Below are 18,900 nucleotides of genomic sequence, written 5' to 3' on the forward strand. Positions count from 1 at the left end.
AGCCCACCACAATCCCTGTGGGAGCGGGCTTGCCCGCGATGACGATTGCATATTCGGCATTGATGGCGGCTGATCCACCGCTATCGCGGGCAAGCCCGCTCCCACAGGGTTAGCGGTGATCTTCAGTCCTGCGCGTTGCCTGAACGGTCACCGTGGCAGTGGTCCCGGCACGCAGCCGGTTTTTAGCAGCGTAATCGGCGTCGATCTCTATCCGCACGGGCACCCGTTGCGCGAGTTTGACCCAGGTGTAGCTGGGGTTGATGTTGGCCAGCAGGCGCCCCCCGGGTATGTTCTCGCGATCGGCAATCGCGAAGGCAATGCTTTGCACCGTGCCGCCGAAGGTTTCGCCGCTCATCAATTCGATCCTGACACGGTCGCCCTCCTCTATTCGTGGCAGTTTGGTTTCTTCGAAATAGCCGCTGACATAAAACGAGTCGCTGTCCACCAGCGCCAACAGCGCGCCACCGGCGGTGGCATAGTCGCCCTGACGGGTCAGCAGGTTGGTGACGTAACCGCTGACGGGCGATACAACGCGGGTGCGCTGCAAGTCGAGCTCAGCCTGGGTCAATGCCGCGATGGCCAGTTGGACATTGGCCTGAGCCAAACCGAGGTTGGCCTGGTTGCGCAGCAACTCGGCCTGCGCCACTGCCACGTCCGTACTGGATTTTTCCCACTCCTCGCCAGAAATCGCGGCGCGTTCCTTGAGAGTCCGACGTCGGCGCTCTTCGCTCTGACGCTGCCTGAGCAGTGCTCCGCTGGCGACAATCGTCGCTTCGGACTGCCCGAGGGAGGCCTTCGCCACTTCCACCGAACGCCTGGCATGTTCCACCGCCAGGGTGTAGCGCGCCGGGTCGATCTCCAACAGCAATTGCCCTTTGTCGACATGCTGGTTGTCCTGCACGCCCAGGCTGACGATGCGCCCCGCGACATCGGCGGACAAGGTCACCACATCGGCACGCACACGGGCGTCCCGGGTCCAGGGTGCGCGGGTGTAATGTTCCCAGGCAAACCAGCCCAGCACAAAAGCCAGCAATACCACCGCCGCGGTCACCGCTCGGGAAAGGATTTTCTTCAACGCATCAAGCTCCCATCACCAGAATCAGCGTTGCGCAAACGCAGGCGTACAACGCGCCTTCGAACAGAGCTTCATGCCAGACAAACTGCAGCACGCCCAAGCGGCGCAAGATCCAGTCCAGCAACAGGTAAACCGGAAAGGCCAGCAGCAGCGCTTGGGCGATTGGCGGCAAGTAGACGCCACCCACTTCCAGATCAATGGGCAAGGGCCGTTACTCCTTCCATATCGGCGGGTTGAAAGTGTTTGCGATGTCGCTCCAGAAACGACACCACGATCAGCAGCGCCACGCGCATTCTGAAGACTGACCACAGGTGTTCATGGACGTCCAGATGCAGGTCGTCCATTTCATCGCCCAGGACACGCAAGCGTCCGAGCAGTTGTTCAATATCAATGCCGGGCCGCCCGGCGATCAATCGTCCGGTCTCACGGACTGCAGCCAGCAAGCGGTTTTGTTGGTCAGTACTCAACAGCGTGTTGTTTTGCCCCTGTTGCCGGAGCTGATTCAACGCCACACCCAATGCCACGCTCCCCAGGCTGACTTCGAACAGCTCGCTGGAGGACTTGTCGTTAGTGGCCGGCAATAGTCCCAACATCATGGTCAGGCGATCGACCATGCGACTTTCAAAGGCAAATTGCTGCTCATCGGTGCCCGAAGTTTTAAGCAAAGCGTAGACCTGCTCGCAGTTCTCATTGAACAGTCGGCGCATCCGCAAGACGGGCCTGAACGGAAAGATCAAGGCGTAGACGCTCAGCGCCAGCGCGGCTGCGCTGATATACGCCCCGGCAAACTCGAACCACTGAATGGCCGTGTTCTGGCCGATGCCTACGTTTTGCGGGCCCAGCAACAGCATCGTCGTCAGCCCAAGGCCAATGCCGGTGCCCGTGGTCGGCGGACTGGACAGGCCTACTGCGACGGCATACAGCAAGGGGGCTATCAACAAGGCGAGCAACTCGAAGTCACTGATCATCGGCACCAGCAAGAACAGATAGAGCGCCGACACCACCAAGGCCAGGCACAGCCCTCTGGCAAAGCTTTGGCTGGCTAGCAACGGTCGCGGAAAAGTCGCCAGTAGCGAACATAGAATTCCCACCACAATCATCCCGCCACGAGCGCCGTCCCAACCGGTCTCGATCCAGATCAGACCGGCCACCAGCAATGCAGCAAATGCCCGGATCGCGTTCATCGAGGCCAGGGTGAGGTCCAGGTGCAAGGGGTTGTCCTGGCCGCGGAACATGCTGCTGGCTGCACGTCCTTCCTGGATTGCATCGCTCAGTTCCAGTATCTGCGCCAGTTGCTCCAGCATCCGCGCCTGCTCCCAGCGCAGTGCCCAGGCCAGTGAACGCAGTGTGGCAGGCATCGTTTCGGTCAGCTGTTCGGCCTTGTAGGCCTGATCATCGAAACGCTGTTGCAGCGCGCCGAAATGTTGGCGAGCCTCGGCTGACAGCGAGCGTCCCTTTTGGGTCAGTTCATCGAGAAAGGCCAGCTCTTCGGCGCGCAAACGCTGGATCTCTTGCGGTAACGTGCCTTTCCAGCGCTCGACCAGCAGTTCCCGCTGGTGGCGCAGCGCTGTGAGCCGCGAAGTCAGCAGTACCAGTTGATTGCCGAGCAATTGCACCAGCCCATTAGCGCTGCGCAAACGGGGTGCGTCGTAATACAAATGCCGGCGGACACCCTCCAGGGCACTGATTGCGCCTAACAACTGCATTTGCCGGCGATGGAAATCGGCCTCGCTTTCTTCGGTTCGGATGACAGCCGCCGCATGGGTCGCGAGCAACTTGATCACTTGATCGATCTTGGCGAAGTAATCCCGGGCCACAGCCTCCGGTCGAGCCGTGAGAAGGCTGACCACGCAGACGCAAGCAACCGCCAGAAGCGTCTCGGTCACGCGGGTGACGGCCAGCAGAAACGTGCCGTCCTGATCCGGCACCGCCAGCAGCGCCACAACCACCGCCGTGTAACCACTCAGCACAAACGCCTGGGAACTGGTGTAGCGCAGCAAGGTGCCTCCGGCGGTGCACAGCGCCAACCATAGAGCCAGGGTGACGATGAAAGGCAACGGCGCCTGGGGAAATATCGCCATGATAAACACCGCCACCACTGCGCCCAGGGTGGTGCCGATGACCTGGCCGAAACTCCGGGCCAACACCATGCCGCCCAATGGCTGGCTGATAATGACCACGGCCATGATCGACCACTTGGGCTGGTCGAGGTCGAACACAAAGGCCAGATACAGCGTCAATAGCCCGGCTGTAATGGTTCTCAAGGCAAACAACAGCACCCCTGGCCCGGGGTTGAATATCGCCTTGAAATACTGAAAAAACGGTTGCATGGGCACGCTCATCGAGACATCTCCAGCAAGCGTAGTCACTGCTTCGGTACCTCGACAGGTTTCAATGTCGACGCGACCTGTAGGCAAATTCACTGTCAGACCCGATGACCTTGAATCGGCTGACTCACGATAGAACCAAGTCAGGGTTTGACTCACAGCCCTGCCTGACCGAAGCTTGCGGCTTTGCAAAAGCTTGCCAGCTCCCGGACTCCTGCATGCCCCAGTCCCGCCGTTACCTGCTCATCAGCCTCTGCGTCCTGTTTGCCATCGGCCTTGCCTGGGTTTTCCTGCGCAGCACAACGCCCGTGGTGCCAGCGGCGATCAAGCGCGGCTACAGCGAAGCATTGACCCAGGCTCGCGCAGGCCAACCGGGCGCGGCGCGGGTGCTTTACCAGCAATTGGCCCGCCCGGACATTTCACCCAAACGGCGCGTCTGGCTGCATGCCGAACTGCCCAATTACCCAAGCTCCGTGGCCCTGAAACTCGCAGATGCGGACTTGCAACATGAGTCGCCAGACGTGCGCATCGCGGCAATCAAAAGCATCAGCGGGCTGGTGCCCAGTGGTCAACGCAGCCTGTTGCTCGGTCCATTGCTCGACGACAGCGACCAGAAGGTCCGATTTGCCACAGTCAACGCATTACTGGGGCTTTCGCCGGATGACCTTGGCTTATACTTCGGGCCGTTGCAGCAAGCCATGGACGCCTGGGAACAGGTGCTCAAAAGCGCGCCTGAAAGCGCCGACAATTACTACCAACAGGCTCGGTTGCATCTGCACAATGCCAAATTGAAAGAAGCACAAGCGGCACTTGAACAAACATTGCGCCTGGACCCCGGCAACCTGCCGGCGCTGGTGATGCAGATTGAAGTGCTGGATAAACAAGGCCAAAGCGATGCCGTCCGGCAACTGTTGGCCAAGCAGTTAAAGGCTCAGCCGGACTCGGCGTACCTGCAACATGCCTTGGGTCTCTGGTTGTTGCAGCACGGCCAAAGTGAGTTCGCCCTGCTCGGGCTTTCCAAAGCCGTGGAGCTTGAGCCGGACAACAAGGATTACCGCTATGACCTGGCTACCACATTGCATGGCGAGCAGGAGCTAGAGGCAGCGCAGAAGCAATTGCAGGAAATCGTCCAGCGTCACCCGGCCGATCGCAAGGCTCGGGTGCTGTTGATCAATTACTGGAAGGAAAGCGGACAGCTGCAAAATGTGCAAATTCTGTTGGCGCAACTTGAACAGCTCAATCCCGATGATCCGGCATTGCAGCAAGGGCTTTAATAGCCGCAAGAAATTTCGTTGAACCGTCGTCTCGGCCAAGGGTCAAGTGATCAGGCAGTCCATTCAGGCACTTCAGGCCTGCTGCCTCGTTTCCCCTAGTCATGAGAGGGCATTTTTTGTCTACGTCTAACGAGTTGTTCAGTGCAAAAGCCGCCACCGGCATCGAGGGTCTGGATGACATCCTGGCGGGTGGTCTGTCTCGCGGCCATGTGTTTTTGCTGGAGGGTGAACCCGGAACCGGCAAAACCACCGTCGCATTGCATTTTCTGCTGGCCGGAGCCCGAGCCGGCGAGCGCTCGTTGTACATCACACTGTCGGAAACCGAGCGAGAGCTGCGCCAGGGCGCCTTGTCCCATGGCTGGGAGCTGGATGAAAACATCCACATCTTCGAGCTGACGCCACCGGAAAGCCTGCTCAATGCCGAGCATCAGCAGAGTCTTCTGTATTCCTCGGACCTGGAACTGGGTGAAGCCACCAAGCAGATTTTCGAAGTGGTCGAACGGGTCAAACCGACCCGAGTGGTGCTCGACAGTCTTTCCGAGATCCGCCTGCTGGCCCAAAGCTCCCTGCGTTATCGTCGCCAGATCCTCGCGATCAAACACTACTTCGTGCGGTATGACGCCACGGTGGTGTTGCTGGATGACCTGACCACCGAATCCCTCGATAAAACCGTGCACAGCGTGGCCCATGGGGTGATTCGCCTGGAAGAATTGACCCCCAACTATGGCGCTGAGCGTCGACGGATCCGCGTGGTGAAATACCGCGGTCAGAAGTACCGTGGCGGCTTTCACGACTTCACCATCATGGGCGACGGCGTGCATGTATTCCCGCGTTTGGTGGCCGCCGAACATCGCGGCCGCTATATCCGCCAGCAATTGACCAGCGGCATCAAGGAAATGGACGCCCTGCTCGGCGGTGGCATCGAGACCGGTTCCAGCACCTTGATTCTCGGCCCGGCCGGTACCGGCAAATCGCTGATCTCGATGATCTTCGCCGCTGCCGCTGTGGCCCGGGGTGAAAAAGCCGCGCTGTTCATTTTCGATGAAGAGCTGGGCTTGTTGTTCGAACGCATGAAGAACATGGGCATCGACCTGCAAGCGCTGCAAGACACCGGCAACTTGCTGATCGAGCAAGTGGATGCCGCCGAATTGTCCCCAGGGGAGTTTTCCCACCGGGTTCGCTGCTGCGTCGATGCCGGCGACATCAAGACCGTGGTGATCGACAGTATCAACGGCTATCAGGCCGCGATGCCTGAGGAAAACGCCCTGGTACTGCACATGCACGAATTGCTGTTGTACCTCAATCGCCAGGGCGCGGCGACGTTCATGACCGTTGCCCAGCATGGCTTGGTCGGAGACATGCAAGCGCCCGTAGACATCACCTATCTGGCCGATACGGTCATCCTGCTGCGCTACTTCGAGGCGCTTGGCAAAGTTCGCCGGGCCATCTCGATCATCAAAAAGCGCACGGGCAGCCATGAATCGACCATTCGTGAATACCGCATCAGCGGCCAAGGCATGACCATCGGTGAACCGCTGGATGCGTTCCAAGGCGTATTGCGCGGGGTCCCGACTTATCTGGGCGCCAGAAATCCATTACTCGGGGACGAAAGCCCGTGATGGTCCAGGAAGCAATGTCCGAGCGCGCGCTCATTCTCGCGCCGCTGGGACGCGACAGCCAGATTGCGCTGATGATGCTCAACGAAGCCGGCTACAACGGGGTGATCACTCGGGATCTGGTCGGGTTGTGCCGCGAGCTGGTTCAAGGCGCAGGCTTGCTGCTGATTTCCTCCGAAGCCCTGATGTGCGGTGATCTTGAGCCGCTGCTTGGTCTGATCGAGCAACAACCAGCCTGGTCGGACCTGCCGATCGTTTTGCTGACCTACCACGGCGGCCCGGAGCAGAACCCGGCTTCGCGATTCGGTCCGCAACTGGGCAACGTGACCTTTCTTGAGCGCCCTTTTCATCCGGTGACATTGATCAGTCTGGTGACCACCGCGTTGCGCGGACGTCGACGACAGTACGAAGCCAGGGACCGGCTGGTTGACCTGAGTCAAAGCGAACTGCGCTTGCAAAACACCCTCGAAACCCTCGAACAGCAAGTCGAGGAACGTACCGCTCAGCTGCGACACAACGAAGAAGTCCTGCGCCAGTCACAGAAAATGGAAGCAGTCGGCCAACTCACCGGCGGCATTGCCCACGACTTCAACAGCATGCTGACCGGCATTATCGGCAGCCTGGAGTTACTGCGCCGGCGCCTGGCGCGTGGACGCACCGAGGATCTGGAAAGCCTGATCGACCTGGGGGTGACCTCAGCCAATCGCGCGGCGGGCCTGACCCACCGTTTGCTGGCGTTTTCCCGGCGCCAGTCGCTGGATTCCAAACCCGTGGAAATGAACACCCTGGTGGTCTCCATGGGCGAATTACTGCAACGCAGCATCAACGAAAGTATTCAGCTGGACATGCAGCTAAGCGAGCAATTGTGGGTAGCCGAAGCCGACCCCAATCAACTGGAAAGTGCCCTGCTCAATCTGGTGATCAATGCCCGCGATGCGATGCCCGACGGTGGCCAGCTGTCGGTGAAAACCTTTAATCAACACCTGGACAGTGGCTTCACAGCCGCTCAGAGCAACCTCGAACCGGGCGATTACGTGGTGCTGAGCGTGACAGACACCGGGTGTGGCATGCCGCAAAGCATCATCAACCGTGTCTTCGACCCGTTTTTCACCACCAAGCCGATCGGCCAGGGAACCGGTCTTGGGCTGTCGATGATCTATGGCTTCAGCAAGCAATCGCGCGGCCACGTGGCCATTCACAGTGAAGTAGGAGAAGGCACCACGGTGAGTCTGTTTCTGCCGCGTTTCGGTGGCGATTTGCCTCAGGACAACCCGGTAGACGTCCCGCACGCGTTGTTCGCGCAGAACGGTGAAACGGTGCTGATCGTCGAGGACGATCCGGCGGTGCGGGTATTGGTCAGTACCGTGTTGAGTGATCTGGGCTATGCGTTCGTCGAGGCCGGCGATGCCGACAGCGCGGTGCCGATACTCGATTCCGCGCAGCGTATCGATCTATTGATCAGCGACGTGGGATTGCCCGGTATGAACGGCCGGCAACTAGCGGAAATCGGCCGGCAGTACCGGCCTGATCTCAAGGTGCTGTTCATTACCGGCTACGCCGAACATGCGGCGGTGCGCGGTGGTTTCCTTGATCCGGGCATGCAGATGATCACCAAACCGTTCACCTTCGACCTGTTGACGGCGAAGGTGCGGGAAATGATCCGGATCTGAAAATCCCCGTAGCTGCCGAAGGCAGCGTTCGGGCGCGCAGCGACCCCTGAACCGGGCTGCCCACATCCCGTCCCCTGGCGAAGACTTCGTCCTCGAACGCAGCCTTCGGCTGCTGCTACACCGGACCGGTGTTCTTACGAGAGCATTTCCTGCATCAGTTCCTGCAGCACATCCAGATCGAACGGCTTGCCCAGGATCGGCGCTTTTCGCGTGATCGGGCTGTCCGTCTCGCGGATTTCCTGCGGATAACCACTGATGAAAATCACCTTGAGCTCCGGTCGCAGCTTCACGGCGGGTTCGGCGATCTGAACGCCGGAGATGCCGCCCGGCAGGCGGAAATCGGTGATCATCATGTCCAGGTGCGGTTTGCTCGCGAGGATTTCAAAGGCCTGCTCACCGTTTTCGGCCTGCAATACCCGGTAGCCCTCACCCGACAGATAGGCCGACAGGACCATCAAAATCGAGGGGTCATCTTCGACGATCAGTACGACGTCTTGTGCATCTTCACTCATGGGAAGCCTTTGTTCGGTCAATAGCTGCTGATACGACCGTGGGGTCGATCAGAGGTTGCGTTTATCCGGCTGTTTTCCTACAGCGGCAGACAAACGCGAAACAAGGCGCCTTCGCCAATCCGGCTTTCGACGGTGATGGAGCCGCCATGGGCGGCCACAATTTGTTCGGAAATAAACAATCCCAGGCCTAATCCCGCCACGGCGTGTTTGGCCGTGACTCGCTCAAACTGCTGGAAAATACGCTTCTGATTCTCTTCGCTAATGCCGATCCCGAGATCGCGCACTTCCACCAGCGCCTGATTGTGCTCACTGTACACCTTCACGGTGATCGGACTCTTGGCGCCGTAACGCAATGCATTGGTCATCAGGTTGGAGATCACCTGTTCGAGGCGAAATTCGTCCCAGTGCCCCATCACCGGTTGCTCGGCTTGCAGGGTTACCGAGGACTCGGCGGCATCGATCTGCGGAGCGAAGTTGTGTAACAAATTGCGAACCAGCGTCGCGAGATCGAAGTGCTTGGGTCGAATCGACAACTTGCCAGTACGGATTCGCGACACATCGAGCATGTCTTCGATCAAGCGAATCAGACTTTTGATCTGCCGTTCGTCACGGTCGACCATGGCGTGCATCTTGTCCAGGGTAAATGCGGCGGCGTTATCTCGCGCCAAATGCATCTTGCGCAGCTGGGTTTCGAGGATCAGGCCATTGAGTGGCGTGCGGACTTCGTGCGCGACGATGGACATGAAGTCATCGCGCATGCGCACCGCTTGCTCCAGTTCCAGCTGCGTACTCTGCAATTGCTTGAGCAGCGCTTCCTGCTCGCGGCGGCTCTGCTCCAGCGCTTCAACCTGCTGTTTCATTTCCTTGCTTTGGCGGTACAGCTCGACGAAGACGTTGACCTTGCTCTTGACCGCGTGGATGTCCAGCGGTTTGTAGAGGAAATCCACGGCACCGCTTTCGTAGCCCTTGAATGCATAGTTCAGCTCACGGCCGGCCGCACTGACAAACACAATCGGGATGTTCCGGGTCTTTTCCGTGCCGCGCATCAGCTCGGCCAGCTCAAAGCCATTCATGCCGGGCATCTGCACATCGAGAATGGCCATGGCGAATTCATGTTGCAGCAACAGCGACAAGGCTTCGTCAGCGGACAAGGCTTTGTAGACGATACGGTCTTCGCGTCTGATCAACGCTTCGAGCGCCAACAAGTTCTCCGGCAGGTCGTCGACGATCAACAATTTGGCTTGGATAGTACTTAGCATGCGATTCGTTCCAGCTCGACAAGCAGACGGCCGATGCCGCGTATAGGGAGAATGTGGTCCGGCTGGCGTATATCAAGTGCTGCCTGAGGCATGGTCGCGACCTGGGCTTCGTCCGGGTCCTGCACGATGGTCAGGCCGCCACGGTGCTTGACCTTGGCCAGGCCACTGGCGCCGTCGCGGTTGGCGCCGGTCAACAGCACCGCGGCCAGCGTCGGGCCATAGGCATCGGCCGCCGACTCGAACAGGTAATCGATGGCAGGTCGCGAATGATGCACACGGTCTTCCAGGCTCAAGGAAAAAGTCCGGTCCTGTTCCACCGACAAGTGATAACCGGGCGCGGCAAAATACAGCGTTCCTGCTTCGACCAGCGTTTTGTCATGGGCCTCCAGAACAGGCATGGACACCCGCCGTGCGAACACTTCGGCCAGTTGGCTGCGGCGCTCATCAGGCAAATGCAGCACCACGATGATCGGCAACACAAAACCTTCGCGCAACGGGCCAAGGATATTCAGCAACGCCTCCACACCACCGGCCGAGGCGCCGATCACAATCGCTTCTATAGAAGGCAACCCCACTGCACTGTTCATGATTTGCGGTAGATCCGTTCTTGTTTGACCAAGGGCTCGAACTGCTTGCCATAGCCCGAAAAAACCGGGGTTTCCTTGCTGCCCAGCACCAGGAAACCACGGTGACAAAGGGACTCGTGGAACAAGCCAAATGCGCGATCTTGAAGTTTTTTATTGAAGTAAATCAAAACATTACGACACGAAATTAATTGGGTTTCTGAAAAGACACTGTCGGTTGCCAGGCTGTGATCGGCGAAGGTCACGTTCTCACACAACGTCTTGTCGAAAATCGCGAAGCCATACGCCGCCGTATAGTAGTCGGCGAACGAACGCTGGCCACCTGCCTGCTGGTAGTTATGAGTGTAGGCGCGGACATTCTCCATAGAGAAAATCCCTTGCTTGGCTTTTTCCAGTGAGCGCGGATTGATGTCGGTGGCGTAGATGATGGTGCGATCGAGCAAGCCTTCTTCGCGCAGCAGAATGGCCATCGAATAGACCTCTTCACCGGTGCTGCAACCGGCGATCCAGATCTTGATCGAGGGGTAAGTCTTGAGCAGCGGCACCACTTCCTTGCGGATCGCCAGGAAATGCGAAGGGTCGCGAAACATTTCGCTGACCGGGATCGTCAGCAGTTGCAACAACTGCATGAACGCCGTCGGGTCGTGCAGGACCTTTTCCTGTAACGCTGAAATGGTCGTGCACTCGAACTGGCTCAACGCGTGATTGACCCGGCGCTTGATCGAAGCGCCGGAGTAATCGCGAAAGTCGTAGCTGTACTTTAGGTAGATCGCCTCGATCAACAAGCGAATTTCGATTTCGCTATTTCGCTCCACTGAAAAATTTCGTTCCACTAAATGCGTTCCATCTTCGGTAACCACACGCGAATCAGCGAGAACAGGCGATCCAGGTCAATGGGCTTGGCCAGGTAATCATTGGAGCCCGCTTGCAGACAGCGCTCCTGATCGTCCTTCATGGCCTTGGCCGTCACCGCAATGATCGGCAGTTTGCGCCAGCGCGGGTCCTTGCGGATTTCGATGGTGGCTTCGTAACCGTCCATTTCCGGCATCATCACGTCCATCAACACCAGATCGATGTCCTCGACTTCGTTCAGTTTTTCAATCGCCTCACGACCGTTCCGGCCGATGACCACGACTGCCCCTTTTTGCTCCAGTGCACTGGTGAGGGCAAAGATGTTGCGTACATCGTCGTCCACCAGCAGCACCTTGCGACCCTCAAACACCTTGTCGCGGCTGCGCGCGGTTTTGAGCATCCTCTGCCGTTCATGGGACAACCTGGATTCGACTTTGTGCAGAAAGAGTGTCACCTCATCCAGCAAACGCTCGGGCGAGCGCGCGCCCTTGATGATGATCGAGCGCGAATACTTGCGCAGATCGGCCTCTTCGTCCCGGGTCAGGTTGCGCCCGGTGTAGACGATCACTGGAGGGAACGAGCAGATATCTTCCGTGGACATGCGCTTGAGCAGGTCGTTGCCGAGCATGTCCGGTAGCTTCAGGTCGATGATCATGCAATCGAATATCGTCGTGCGCAGCAGGTCGAGCGCCTCCTGAGCAAAACCGACGGCGGTAATCTCGATGTCCTCGTCACCGATCAGGCGGGCAATACTGTCGCGCTGCAAGTCGTCGTCTTCCACCAGCAATACGCGTTTGACCTTCTGGGTCAGCTTGGCTTCGAGGCGGGCGAACACATCCTTGAGTTCTTCGCGAGTGGTCGGCTTGACCGCGTAACCGATAGCGCCCATGTGCATGGCGGCTTCGACCCGGTCTTCCACCGAGATCACATGAACCGGAATGTGACGGGTTTCAGCATGCTCTTTCAGGCGCTGCAAGACCGTCAGCCCGGAGTGATCCGGCAGGCGCATGTCCAACAGAATGGCATCCGGGATGAACTCCTTGGCCAGGTCGTAACCTTCGTCCGCTCCGTGCGCCACCAGGCACTGATAACCCAGTTCATGCGCCAGGTCGTAGAGGATGTTCGCGAAATTCGGTTCGTCTTCCACTACCAGAATGCAGCGCGTAGCGAATGGCAACTTGGTGCGATCATCGTCGAAACGGGGAATATCGATCTCGGCAATCAACGGCACCAGCAGGGCCGGAGCCACTTTCGGTGTCGCAGCAACCGGTGAAGCCTTCATCGGCTCGACAGGCGCCTCGCCCGGTTCAACGTATTGCAGCGGCAAGACCAGGGTGAACACGCTGCCCTGCCCTGGCTCGCTGGTGACACTGATGGAACCACCCAGCAAAGCGGCCAGATCTCGGGAAATCGACAAACCCAGACCGGTGCCGCCGTAACGGCGATTGGTGGTGCCATCGGCCTGACGGAACGCCTCGAAAATGCTTTCCTGCTGATCCTCGGCGATGCCGATTCCAGAATCGCGGACAATAAAGGCAATGCCTTCTTTTTGCTGACCGGCAACGGTCAGGCTGACGGTACCCTTTTCTGTGAACTTCACCGCGTTCGACAACAGGTTCTTGAGGACCTGCTCCAGGCGCTGACGATCGGTAAACATCATCAACGGCGTGTCGGGCTGCAATTCGACCTGGAACTGCAGTTTCTTGTCCGCAGCCAATGGTTCGAACATCCCGCGCAAGCCGTCCACCAGACGGGCGACGTTGGTGTTTTCCGGGCGCATTTCAAGCTTGCCGGCCTCAACCTTGGAAATGTCGAGAATGTCGTTGATCAGGTTGAGCAAGTCATTGCCGGCGGAGTAGATCGACTCGGCGAACTTGACCTGCTCGGCACTGAGATTTTCCTGGGGGTTTTCCGCCAGCAACTTGGCCAGGATCAACGAACTGTTCAGCGGCGTGCGCAGTTCATGGGACATGTTGGCGAGGAATTCGGATTTGTATTTGCTGGAGCGCTGCAACTCTTCGGCGCGCTCTTCGAGCTGGGTCTGGGCCTGATTCAGTTCAGTGTTCTTCAGGTCCATGGCGTCACGTTGATCGGCGAGGATCTGCGCCTGCTCGGCGAGTTGTTCGTTGGTCTGCTCCAACTCGACCTGCTGGGTCTCCAGATGAGCCTGGGATTCCTTGAGAATCCGCGACTGCTCTTCCAGCTCCTCGTTGGCGGTCTTGAGTTCTTCCTGCTGAACTTGCAGCTCTTCGTTGAGCTGCTGGGTTTCAGCCAGTACCTCCTGCAAGCGCTGGCGATAGCGAGCGGCTTCGATGGACGTGCCGATGTTGCCGGCAATTAGCTCGAGCAATTCGATGTCGCGGTCGTCCAGCGGGCGCAGGAAGCCCAGTTCGATTACGCCGTTGACCCGATCGTCGTCACTGGTCGGTACGACCAACACGCTATGGGGCAGCCCTTCACCCAGGCCAGAGCTGACTTTGAAATAATCGCTGGGTACGTTGTCGAGGCGGATCAAGCGAGCCTGTTGCGCCACCTGGCCAACAATTCCTTCGCCACTGTAAATCTGCTGTTCGAGCGCTTCCTGCTCACGAGAGAAACCGTATGACGCAACGCGGTTGAGGCCGCCGTGCTCTTCGCGAATATAAATAGCCGCCACGGCCGTGCCGAGGTACTGCGCGCAGAACTGCAGAATATTGCGGCCCAACACATTCAAGGACAACTGCCCCAGCACTTGCTCGGCCAGCTCGGTCTGACCATTGCGCAGCCAGGCTTGCTGTTCCAGGCGATGAGCACTGGCCTGTTGCGCCGCGAGGTTGGCGCTGTAACTTTGCGAAAGATTGAGTAGATCGCGACGGCCAATGTAGGCCAGCAACCCGCTGATACCGACGATGAACAACAGGTAAAGACAGACGCTCCAGATCGTGGTGCGGCGCACTTCCTCGTTGCGTGCGGTGCGCAACTGTTGCTCCATGTCGATCACGTCTTCGAATTGCTTGCGAATCTCGTCGGTCAGGCGCTTGCCCTGCCCGGCCTTGACCGCACTGCGATAATCACCGCTGTTACGCTGCAATTCGATCATCGTTTTCGCGTAAGTGGTCCACTCACCCTGCAAGGCCTCAAGCCTTTTCAACCGGTCGGTCTGCACCGGGTTGTCCGCAGTAAGGTCGAGCAAGGTGTTGAGGGCGACCTTGATTCTCGGCTTTGCGGTTTCGTAGGGTTCCAGGAAATGCTCGTCACCCGTGAGCAGGAAGCCGCGCATTCCGGTTTCCAGATCGACGGTCAGCTTTATCGCCTCATTGGCGTTATTGATCACCCGGTCAGTGTGCTCGACCCACTGGGTCACCGACAGCAGATAAGTGATCAGCGAGACAAAGAACACCGCGCTGAGCACACCGACGCCCAACGGCAGGCTGACGTTGCGGCTCAGGAGTTTACGGAATCGTTGCTCATCAACCGAAGACGCAGAGGTCATGGGGAGGCCTTGTCGAACTGTTGAAAACCACGGAGTTTGCCCCAAAAGTGGCGCCTTGATCCAATTTTCTGACACGTTTTCGCGCCAACTCCGACATTTAGCAGCTGCGGCCCAAAGGAGCGGTTATCCTTGCCACTTCTTGTGCGGCTATTCTTTTTTCCAGCGTTCTGGGGAACTTGTCGGGTCCCGTCGATTACTCAAGCAAGAGCCCGGCGATTTCGATCGACCGGCAACCACGAATTCAACTTTGAGAGCCCCACTATGTCTTCCACCGCGTCCATCATCCTTGTCGTTGAAGACGATGCCATCGTGCGCATGCTGATTGTCGATGTGCTGGAGGAATTGGAGTTCAAGGTGCTGGAAGCCGATGGCAGCGAGCAGGCACTGGAGTTTCTCAACGATGAAGACCAGTACATCGACTTAATGATGACCGACGTCGGTCTGCCAGTGATGGATGGCCGTGAATTAGCCACCCAGGCACGGACGCTGCGCCCCGAGCTGCCCATCCTGTTCGCCAGCGGCTATGCCGAAAGTATTGATGTGCCTGAAGGTATGCAGGTCATTGGCAAACCGTTTTCCATCGACCAGTTGCGCGACAAGGTTAAAGGCATGCTCGCCTGAGCCTTGACTCTTCGCGTCACCGTTTCTCCCCCGCCCTTTACCCGCACCAAGGAATACCCCTTCATGATTCAGCCCCGAGCAACCAAAGTTCTGGTCATTGGTTACGTCTGGCCCGAGCCCCGCTCTTCTGCGGCCGGCGGGCACATGATGCAAATTCTCGAGACTTTTTTGCAGCAAGGCTGGGACATTACGTTCAGTAGTCCGGCAGGCGTCGGCGAGCATATGGCGGACCTGGCGGAACAGGGCATCAAAAAAGTCCCGATCGAATTGAACAACAGCAGTTTCGACACGTTTGTCAGTGAGCTGGCCCCGGATATCGTGTTGTTCGATCGGTTCATGATGGAAGAGCAGTTCGGCTGGCGCGTTGAAAAACACTGCCCCGATGCCTTGCGTGTGCTCGAGACCTCCGATCTGCAAAGCCTGCGGGATGCCCGGCATCAGCGACTCAAGGAGCGATTGAAGGCCCGTGACGACGCCAATGACTTTAGTGAGTTGTTCGCGCCAGCGCTGCGTGAAGAGTTTGAGCTCATGGCCGAGACCGATCTGGCAAAACGGGAGATCGCAGCGATTTATCGTTGCGACTTGAACCTGATGATCTCCGAAGTGGAGATCGAGTTGTTGGTCGAGCAATTCAAGCTGCCGCGCAACTTGCTGCACTGGTGCCCACTCATGGTCGATCTGCCGAGCGAGCCGCCGGTACCGTTCGATGATCGAGCGCACTTTCTGCATATTGGCAACTTCCGCCATGCGCCCAACTGGGATGCGGTGCTTTGGTTGAAAACGGCCATCTGGCCGTTGATCCGCGCGCAGTTGCCCGCGGCTCAGTTGCACATTTACGGGGCTTACACCCCGCCCAAGGCCACCGCGCTGCACAATCCGGCCCAGGGTTTTCATGTGCTGAACTGGGCAGAAGATGCGTTGCAGGTGATGTCGGCGGCGCGGGTCTGTCTGGCGCCGTTGCGATTCGGTGCGGGCATCAAAGGTAAAATCGTCGATGCGATGATCTGTGGTACACCGAACGTCACCACGCCGATCGGCGCCGAAGCCATGCAGGGTGAGCAAGCATGGCCCGGAGCAATAACCCGAACGGCTCGCGAGTTCGCCGATAACGCGGTGCGACTCTATAACGACAAGGCTCAATGGCTGAGTGCCCAGGCACTGGGACAGGCGCTGTTAGCCAAGCGTTACCAGCAGTCGGAACACGGTGCGGCCCTGATCGAAAAACTCATCGACTGCCAACAGCATATTGTTCAACTTAGAAGGGATAACTTTACCGGCAGTATGTTGCGTCACCATCAACACAAGAGTACTCAGTACATGGCGCAATGGATTGAGGCGAAGAACCGAGTCATTTAATAGCCACGTTACTTGCGCACGCCACCCGAAAGTGGGTGGCTATCTTAATACAACAATTAACCAAAAAGACACTTTTTGCATTAAGTCAGCACTTGGCTATTTATCCTTACATCCTTATAAGTACTGCAACTTGCCGCTTGAAACCAAACTTCGAGCCCGGCAACTTACTTATTGTTTAATACATGCAAGGATGCATCGATGAATAACGCGCTCAATAACTGGATGACTGTTACTCCCAACATCGAATTACTGTCTCTCGGTGAATTGATTCTGCCGGGTGCCCATAATGCCGGCGTCGACAAGAAAGCCACTTACGCGGGGCCGGGTGTCGCACACTGGGCCGCTTGCCAGAACAACTCTTTTTACGATCAATTGAGCAACGGCGCACGCGCTCTGGATGCAAGGGTTGAATACGAGGTTGATTCCAGAGGCGCAGGCACGTTCTGGTTTCAGCACAACGGTTTCCGGTCTTCCCGGTCGCTGGAGAACCTGATCATGCAGGTGATCCGTTTTCTTCAGGAAAACCCCGATGAGTTCGTTCTCTTGGATTTCCATGAATTGAAATCCGCAAACACATCGTTTGACCACAAGGAATTCAATCGATTTTTACTGGAGCATCTGGGCTCCAGAATCATCCCTACCAGCAACAGGTACTTGAGCCTTCGCCAACTAAAGCAAGTCAATCGCACTCAGCGGGTATGGCTGGCTGCCGAGGGGCATCCGGCTCTGGATCAAACCTGGTTTCTACCGAGAATCGCGCACGCATGGAGTGGTATCGCGACCACCAGCGTCAGTGAACTGGAAGCCCATATCACCAAAGTGATGAATAGCCCTCCCTCTTGGCAGCCGTGGTCACTCTCCGCAACCAGTTATTCTGCCATTGGCGGTCCCGTAGATATCCAAGAGTACCTTGATCAGTGGTTCGAGCCCGTCACCAGCGGCTGGATCTTCAATTGCAGCATCATCAACGCGGATTTTTTCGAAGAGTCTAATCTCGTGGCCAACTGTCGAGCCGCTAACAGAATCAAAGCCCAAGTACGCAATACATAAATAACGATCCGACATCGCCCGTTATTGCCGGGTTGCAACAGCAGGAAAGCCGTTTACGACAGTGCGTTGTGTCAGCGACGGAGGGCGCGCTGGTTTCTCGGGTCACTTCAAACTGGCATTACCGACCTCGAAAGGGGCATGATCAAGGTGCGATAACAATAAAAGCGTCCTGACATGACCCGAACCGCCAGAGTTACCGACCCTTCCTACGAACTGATGGACGACCATAACGGGTTGTCCATCATCTATCGCCAGCACGGCTTCCCCTGTCCGCTGGTGCGTTGGCATTTCCACAAGGAATACGAACTGCACCTGATCGTCGCCAGCTCCGGCAAGGTGTTCATCGGCGACTACATCGGCAACTTCTACCCCGAATCCCTGTTCCTCACCGGCCCTAACCTGCCCCACAACTGGATCAGCCAGGTGGCCGAAGACGAAGTGGTGCCCAAGCGCGACATGCTGGTCAACTTCACGGACGAATTGTTCGACAGCGGCCACTTGGTGTTCGCCGAGCTCAAGACCCTGGCGCCGCTGCTGGAACGTGCGCAGTACGGCATCGAGTTTCGCTGCAAGCGCACTATCCGCCAGGCCATGACTCTGATGCAGCGCATCGCCGATACCCAAGGCGTGACCCGCCTCGGACACTTTTTCATTCTGCTGGAGTTGCTGGCGGCGTCGGACGATTTTCAGTTGCTGTCCGGTGCAACGACGCCGCAATTGGCCGACGAGCACAATATCGACCGGACCAACCGGGCAGTCGATTACATCTTTGCTCACTACGCCCGCGACCTGTCGCTGGAAGAAGTCGCCGAGCATTTGGGCATGAAGCCGACGTACTTCAGCCGAGTGTTCAAGCAGGCCACGGGACGCTGTTTCATCGAGTTCGTCAATCGCCTGCGCATCAGTAAATCCTGCGAGCTGCTGGCCGATGGTGACAAACCGGTGACCGATGTGTGCTTCGAGTCAGGGTTTAACAATATTTCCAATTTCAACAGGCGCTTTCAGCAACTCAAAGGTATGACGCCGTCGCACTATCGGCGGTTGGCAGTGCAACGGTTGACCGAACAAAACCTGGGTTAACACTCAATCCATATGGGAGCGGGCTTGAACTGGTCAAGTAAATCCGGACACCGGTTACGGTGCTTATGCCGCTTTTTGCTCCATAGCTATTGGCGACAGGTAGTTGTTGTAGCTGTGGAGTCTGGTGCGGTTGTAGTACATGAAGAAGCGAA

General features: G+C 57.7%; 15 protein-coding genes. 7 read left to right on the forward strand and 8 right to left on the reverse strand.

Going from position 1 to position 18,900, the window contains the following annotated elements; all coding sequences use genetic code 11:
• Nucleotides 1-109 precede the first annotated feature (109 nt).
• From FQ185_RS28795 to FQ185_RS28805, 3 genes are read right to left on the reverse strand one after another with little or no spacing between them, the layout of a single operon-like run.
• Entirely contained in the window at nt 110-1,075 is a 966-nt protein-coding gene (locus FQ185_RS28795) for an HlyD family secretion protein (RefSeq protein ID WP_149420393.1), read from the reverse strand.
• Nucleotides 1,076-1,079: 4 nt separating this feature from the next.
• Entirely contained in the window at nt 1,080-1,280 is a 201-nt protein-coding gene (locus FQ185_RS28800; RefSeq protein WP_149420394.1) for a DUF1656 domain-containing protein, read from the reverse strand.
• Entirely contained in the window at nt 1,270-3,417 is a 2,148-nt protein-coding gene (locus FQ185_RS28805; RefSeq protein ID WP_149420395.1) for an FUSC family protein, read from the reverse strand. The genes FQ185_RS28800 and FQ185_RS28805 overlap by 11 nt, the downstream gene beginning before the upstream one ends.
• A 203-nt stretch (nt 3,418-3,620) precedes the next feature.
• On the opposite strand from FQ185_RS28805, the gene FQ185_RS28810 reads away from it, so the two are divergent.
• The 3 genes from FQ185_RS28810 to FQ185_RS28820 all read left to right on the forward strand — a co-directional run bounded on the left by FQ185_RS28810 (nt 3,621) and on the right by FQ185_RS28820 (nt 7,962).
• Nucleotides 3,621-4,676, forward strand: coding sequence for a lipopolysaccharide assembly protein LapB (locus FQ185_RS28810; protein WP_149420396.1), 1,056 nt, complete (start codon nt 3,621-3,623; stop codon nt 4,674-4,676).
• 116 nt (nt 4,677-4,792) lie between these two features.
• Nucleotides 4,793-6,295 carry an ATPase domain-containing protein gene (locus tag FQ185_RS28815; protein ID WP_149420397.1) on the forward strand — a complete coding sequence of 501 codons (1,503 nt, stop codon included), beginning with the start codon at nt 4,793-4,795 and terminating at the stop codon, nt 6,293-6,295.
• Nucleotides 6,295-7,962, forward strand: a complete 1,668-nt coding sequence (locus FQ185_RS28820; RefSeq protein WP_371926709.1) for an ATP-binding protein — start codon at nt 6,295-6,297, stop codon at nt 7,960-7,962. The genes FQ185_RS28815 and FQ185_RS28820 overlap by 1 nt, the downstream gene beginning before the upstream one ends.
• A 134-nt stretch (nt 7,963-8,096) precedes the next feature.
• On the opposite strand, the gene FQ185_RS28825 is transcribed toward FQ185_RS28820, so the two are convergent.
• From FQ185_RS28825 to FQ185_RS28845, 5 genes are all read right to left on the reverse strand, one after another.
• Entirely contained in the window at nt 8,097-8,474 is a 378-nt protein-coding gene (locus FQ185_RS28825; protein ID WP_059405185.1) for a response regulator, read from the reverse strand.
• 77 nt (nt 8,475-8,551) lie between these two features.
• Nucleotides 8,552-9,733, reverse strand: coding sequence for a hybrid sensor histidine kinase/response regulator (locus tag FQ185_RS28830; RefSeq protein WP_149420399.1), 1,182 nt, complete (start codon nt 9,731-9,733; stop codon nt 8,552-8,554).
• Entirely contained in the window at nt 9,727-10,320 is a 594-nt protein-coding gene (locus tag FQ185_RS28835; RefSeq protein ID WP_149420400.1) for a chemotaxis protein CheB, read from the reverse strand. Before FQ185_RS28835 ends, FQ185_RS28830 begins: the two co-directional genes overlap by 7 nt.
• Nucleotides 10,317-11,150 (reverse strand): protein-glutamate O-methyltransferase CheR, encoded by an 834-nt coding sequence (locus FQ185_RS28840; RefSeq protein WP_149420401.1) that lies wholly within the window; start codon nt 11,148-11,150, stop codon nt 10,317-10,319. Before FQ185_RS28840 ends, FQ185_RS28835 begins: the two co-directional genes overlap by 4 nt.
• On the reverse strand, nt 11,150-14,641 hold the full coding sequence (locus FQ185_RS28845; RefSeq protein ID WP_149420402.1) for a response regulator: 3,492 nt from the start codon (nt 14,639-14,641) through the stop codon (nt 11,150-11,152). The genes FQ185_RS28840 and FQ185_RS28845 overlap by 1 nt, the downstream gene beginning before the upstream one ends.
• 261 nt (nt 14,642-14,902) lie before the next feature.
• On the opposite strand from FQ185_RS28845, the gene FQ185_RS28850 reads away from it, so the two are divergent.
• The 4 genes from FQ185_RS28850 to FQ185_RS28865 all read left to right on the forward strand — a co-directional run bounded on the left by FQ185_RS28850 (nt 14,903) and on the right by FQ185_RS28865 (nt 18,748).
• Entirely contained in the window at nt 14,903-15,262 is a 360-nt protein-coding gene (locus FQ185_RS28850; RefSeq protein ID WP_149420403.1) for a response regulator, read from the forward strand.
• A 63-nt stretch (nt 15,263-15,325) separates the two neighbouring features.
• Nucleotides 15,326-16,618, forward strand: coding sequence for a glycosyltransferase (locus FQ185_RS28855; protein WP_149420404.1), 1,293 nt, complete (start codon nt 15,326-15,328; stop codon nt 16,616-16,618).
• Nucleotides 16,619-16,816: 198 nt separating this feature from the next.
• Nucleotides 16,817-17,668, forward strand: coding sequence for a phospholipase (locus tag FQ185_RS28860; protein WP_149420405.1), 852 nt, complete (start codon nt 16,817-16,819; stop codon nt 17,666-17,668).
• A gap of 174 nt (nt 17,669-17,842) precedes the next feature.
• The gene (locus FQ185_RS28865; RefSeq protein WP_149420406.1) at nt 17,843-18,748 is read left to right on the forward strand and encodes an AraC family transcriptional regulator; all 906 of its coding nucleotides are present in this window, start codon (nt 17,843-17,845) and stop codon (nt 18,746-18,748) included.
• Nucleotides 18,749-18,900: the final 152 nt, after the last annotated feature.

Origin of the sequence: Pseudomonas sp. ANT_H12B (assembly GCF_008369325.1) — a bacterium.
In the GTDB taxonomy this organism is placed as follows: Bacteria; Pseudomonadota; Gammaproteobacteria; order Pseudomonadales; family Pseudomonadaceae; genus Aquipseudomonas.

Bases quoted from the DNA above. Each gene is read 5' to 3' on its own strand.
- FQ185_RS28805 (WP_149420395.1), bottom strand. From the start codon at position 3,417: ATGAGCGTGCCCATGCAACCGTTTTTTCAGTATTTCAAGGCGATATTC.
- FQ185_RS28810 (WP_149420396.1), top strand. From the start codon at position 3,621: ATGCCCCAGTCCCGCCGTTACCTGCTCATCAGCCTCTGCGTCCTGTTT.
- FQ185_RS28820 (WP_371926709.1), top strand. From the start codon at position 6,295: ATGGTCCAGGAAGCAATGTCCGAGCGCGCGCTCATTCTCGCGCCGCTG.
- FQ185_RS28825 (WP_059405185.1), bottom strand. From the start codon at position 8,474: ATGAGTGAAGATGCACAAGACGTCGTACTGATCGTCGAAGATGACCCC.
- FQ185_RS28830 (WP_149420399.1), bottom strand. From the start codon at position 9,733: ATGCTAAGTACTATCCAAGCCAAATTGTTGATCGTCGACGACCTGCCG.
- FQ185_RS28835 (WP_149420400.1), bottom strand. From the start codon at position 10,320: ATGAACAGTGCAGTGGGGTTGCCTTCTATAGAAGCGATTGTGATCGGC.
- FQ185_RS28845 (WP_149420402.1), bottom strand. From the start codon at position 14,641: ATGACCTCTGCGTCTTCGGTTGATGAGCAACGATTCCGTAAACTCCTG.
- FQ185_RS28850 (WP_149420403.1), top strand. From the start codon at position 14,903: ATGTCTTCCACCGCGTCCATCATCCTTGTCGTTGAAGACGATGCCATC.
- FQ185_RS28855 (WP_149420404.1), top strand. From the start codon at position 15,326: ATGATTCAGCCCCGAGCAACCAAAGTTCTGGTCATTGGTTACGTCTGG.
- FQ185_RS28860 (WP_149420405.1), top strand. From the start codon at position 16,817: ATGAATAACGCGCTCAATAACTGGATGACTGTTACTCCCAACATCGAA.
- FQ185_RS28865 (WP_149420406.1), top strand. From the start codon at position 17,843: ATGACCCGAACCGCCAGAGTTACCGACCCTTCCTACGAACTGATGGAC.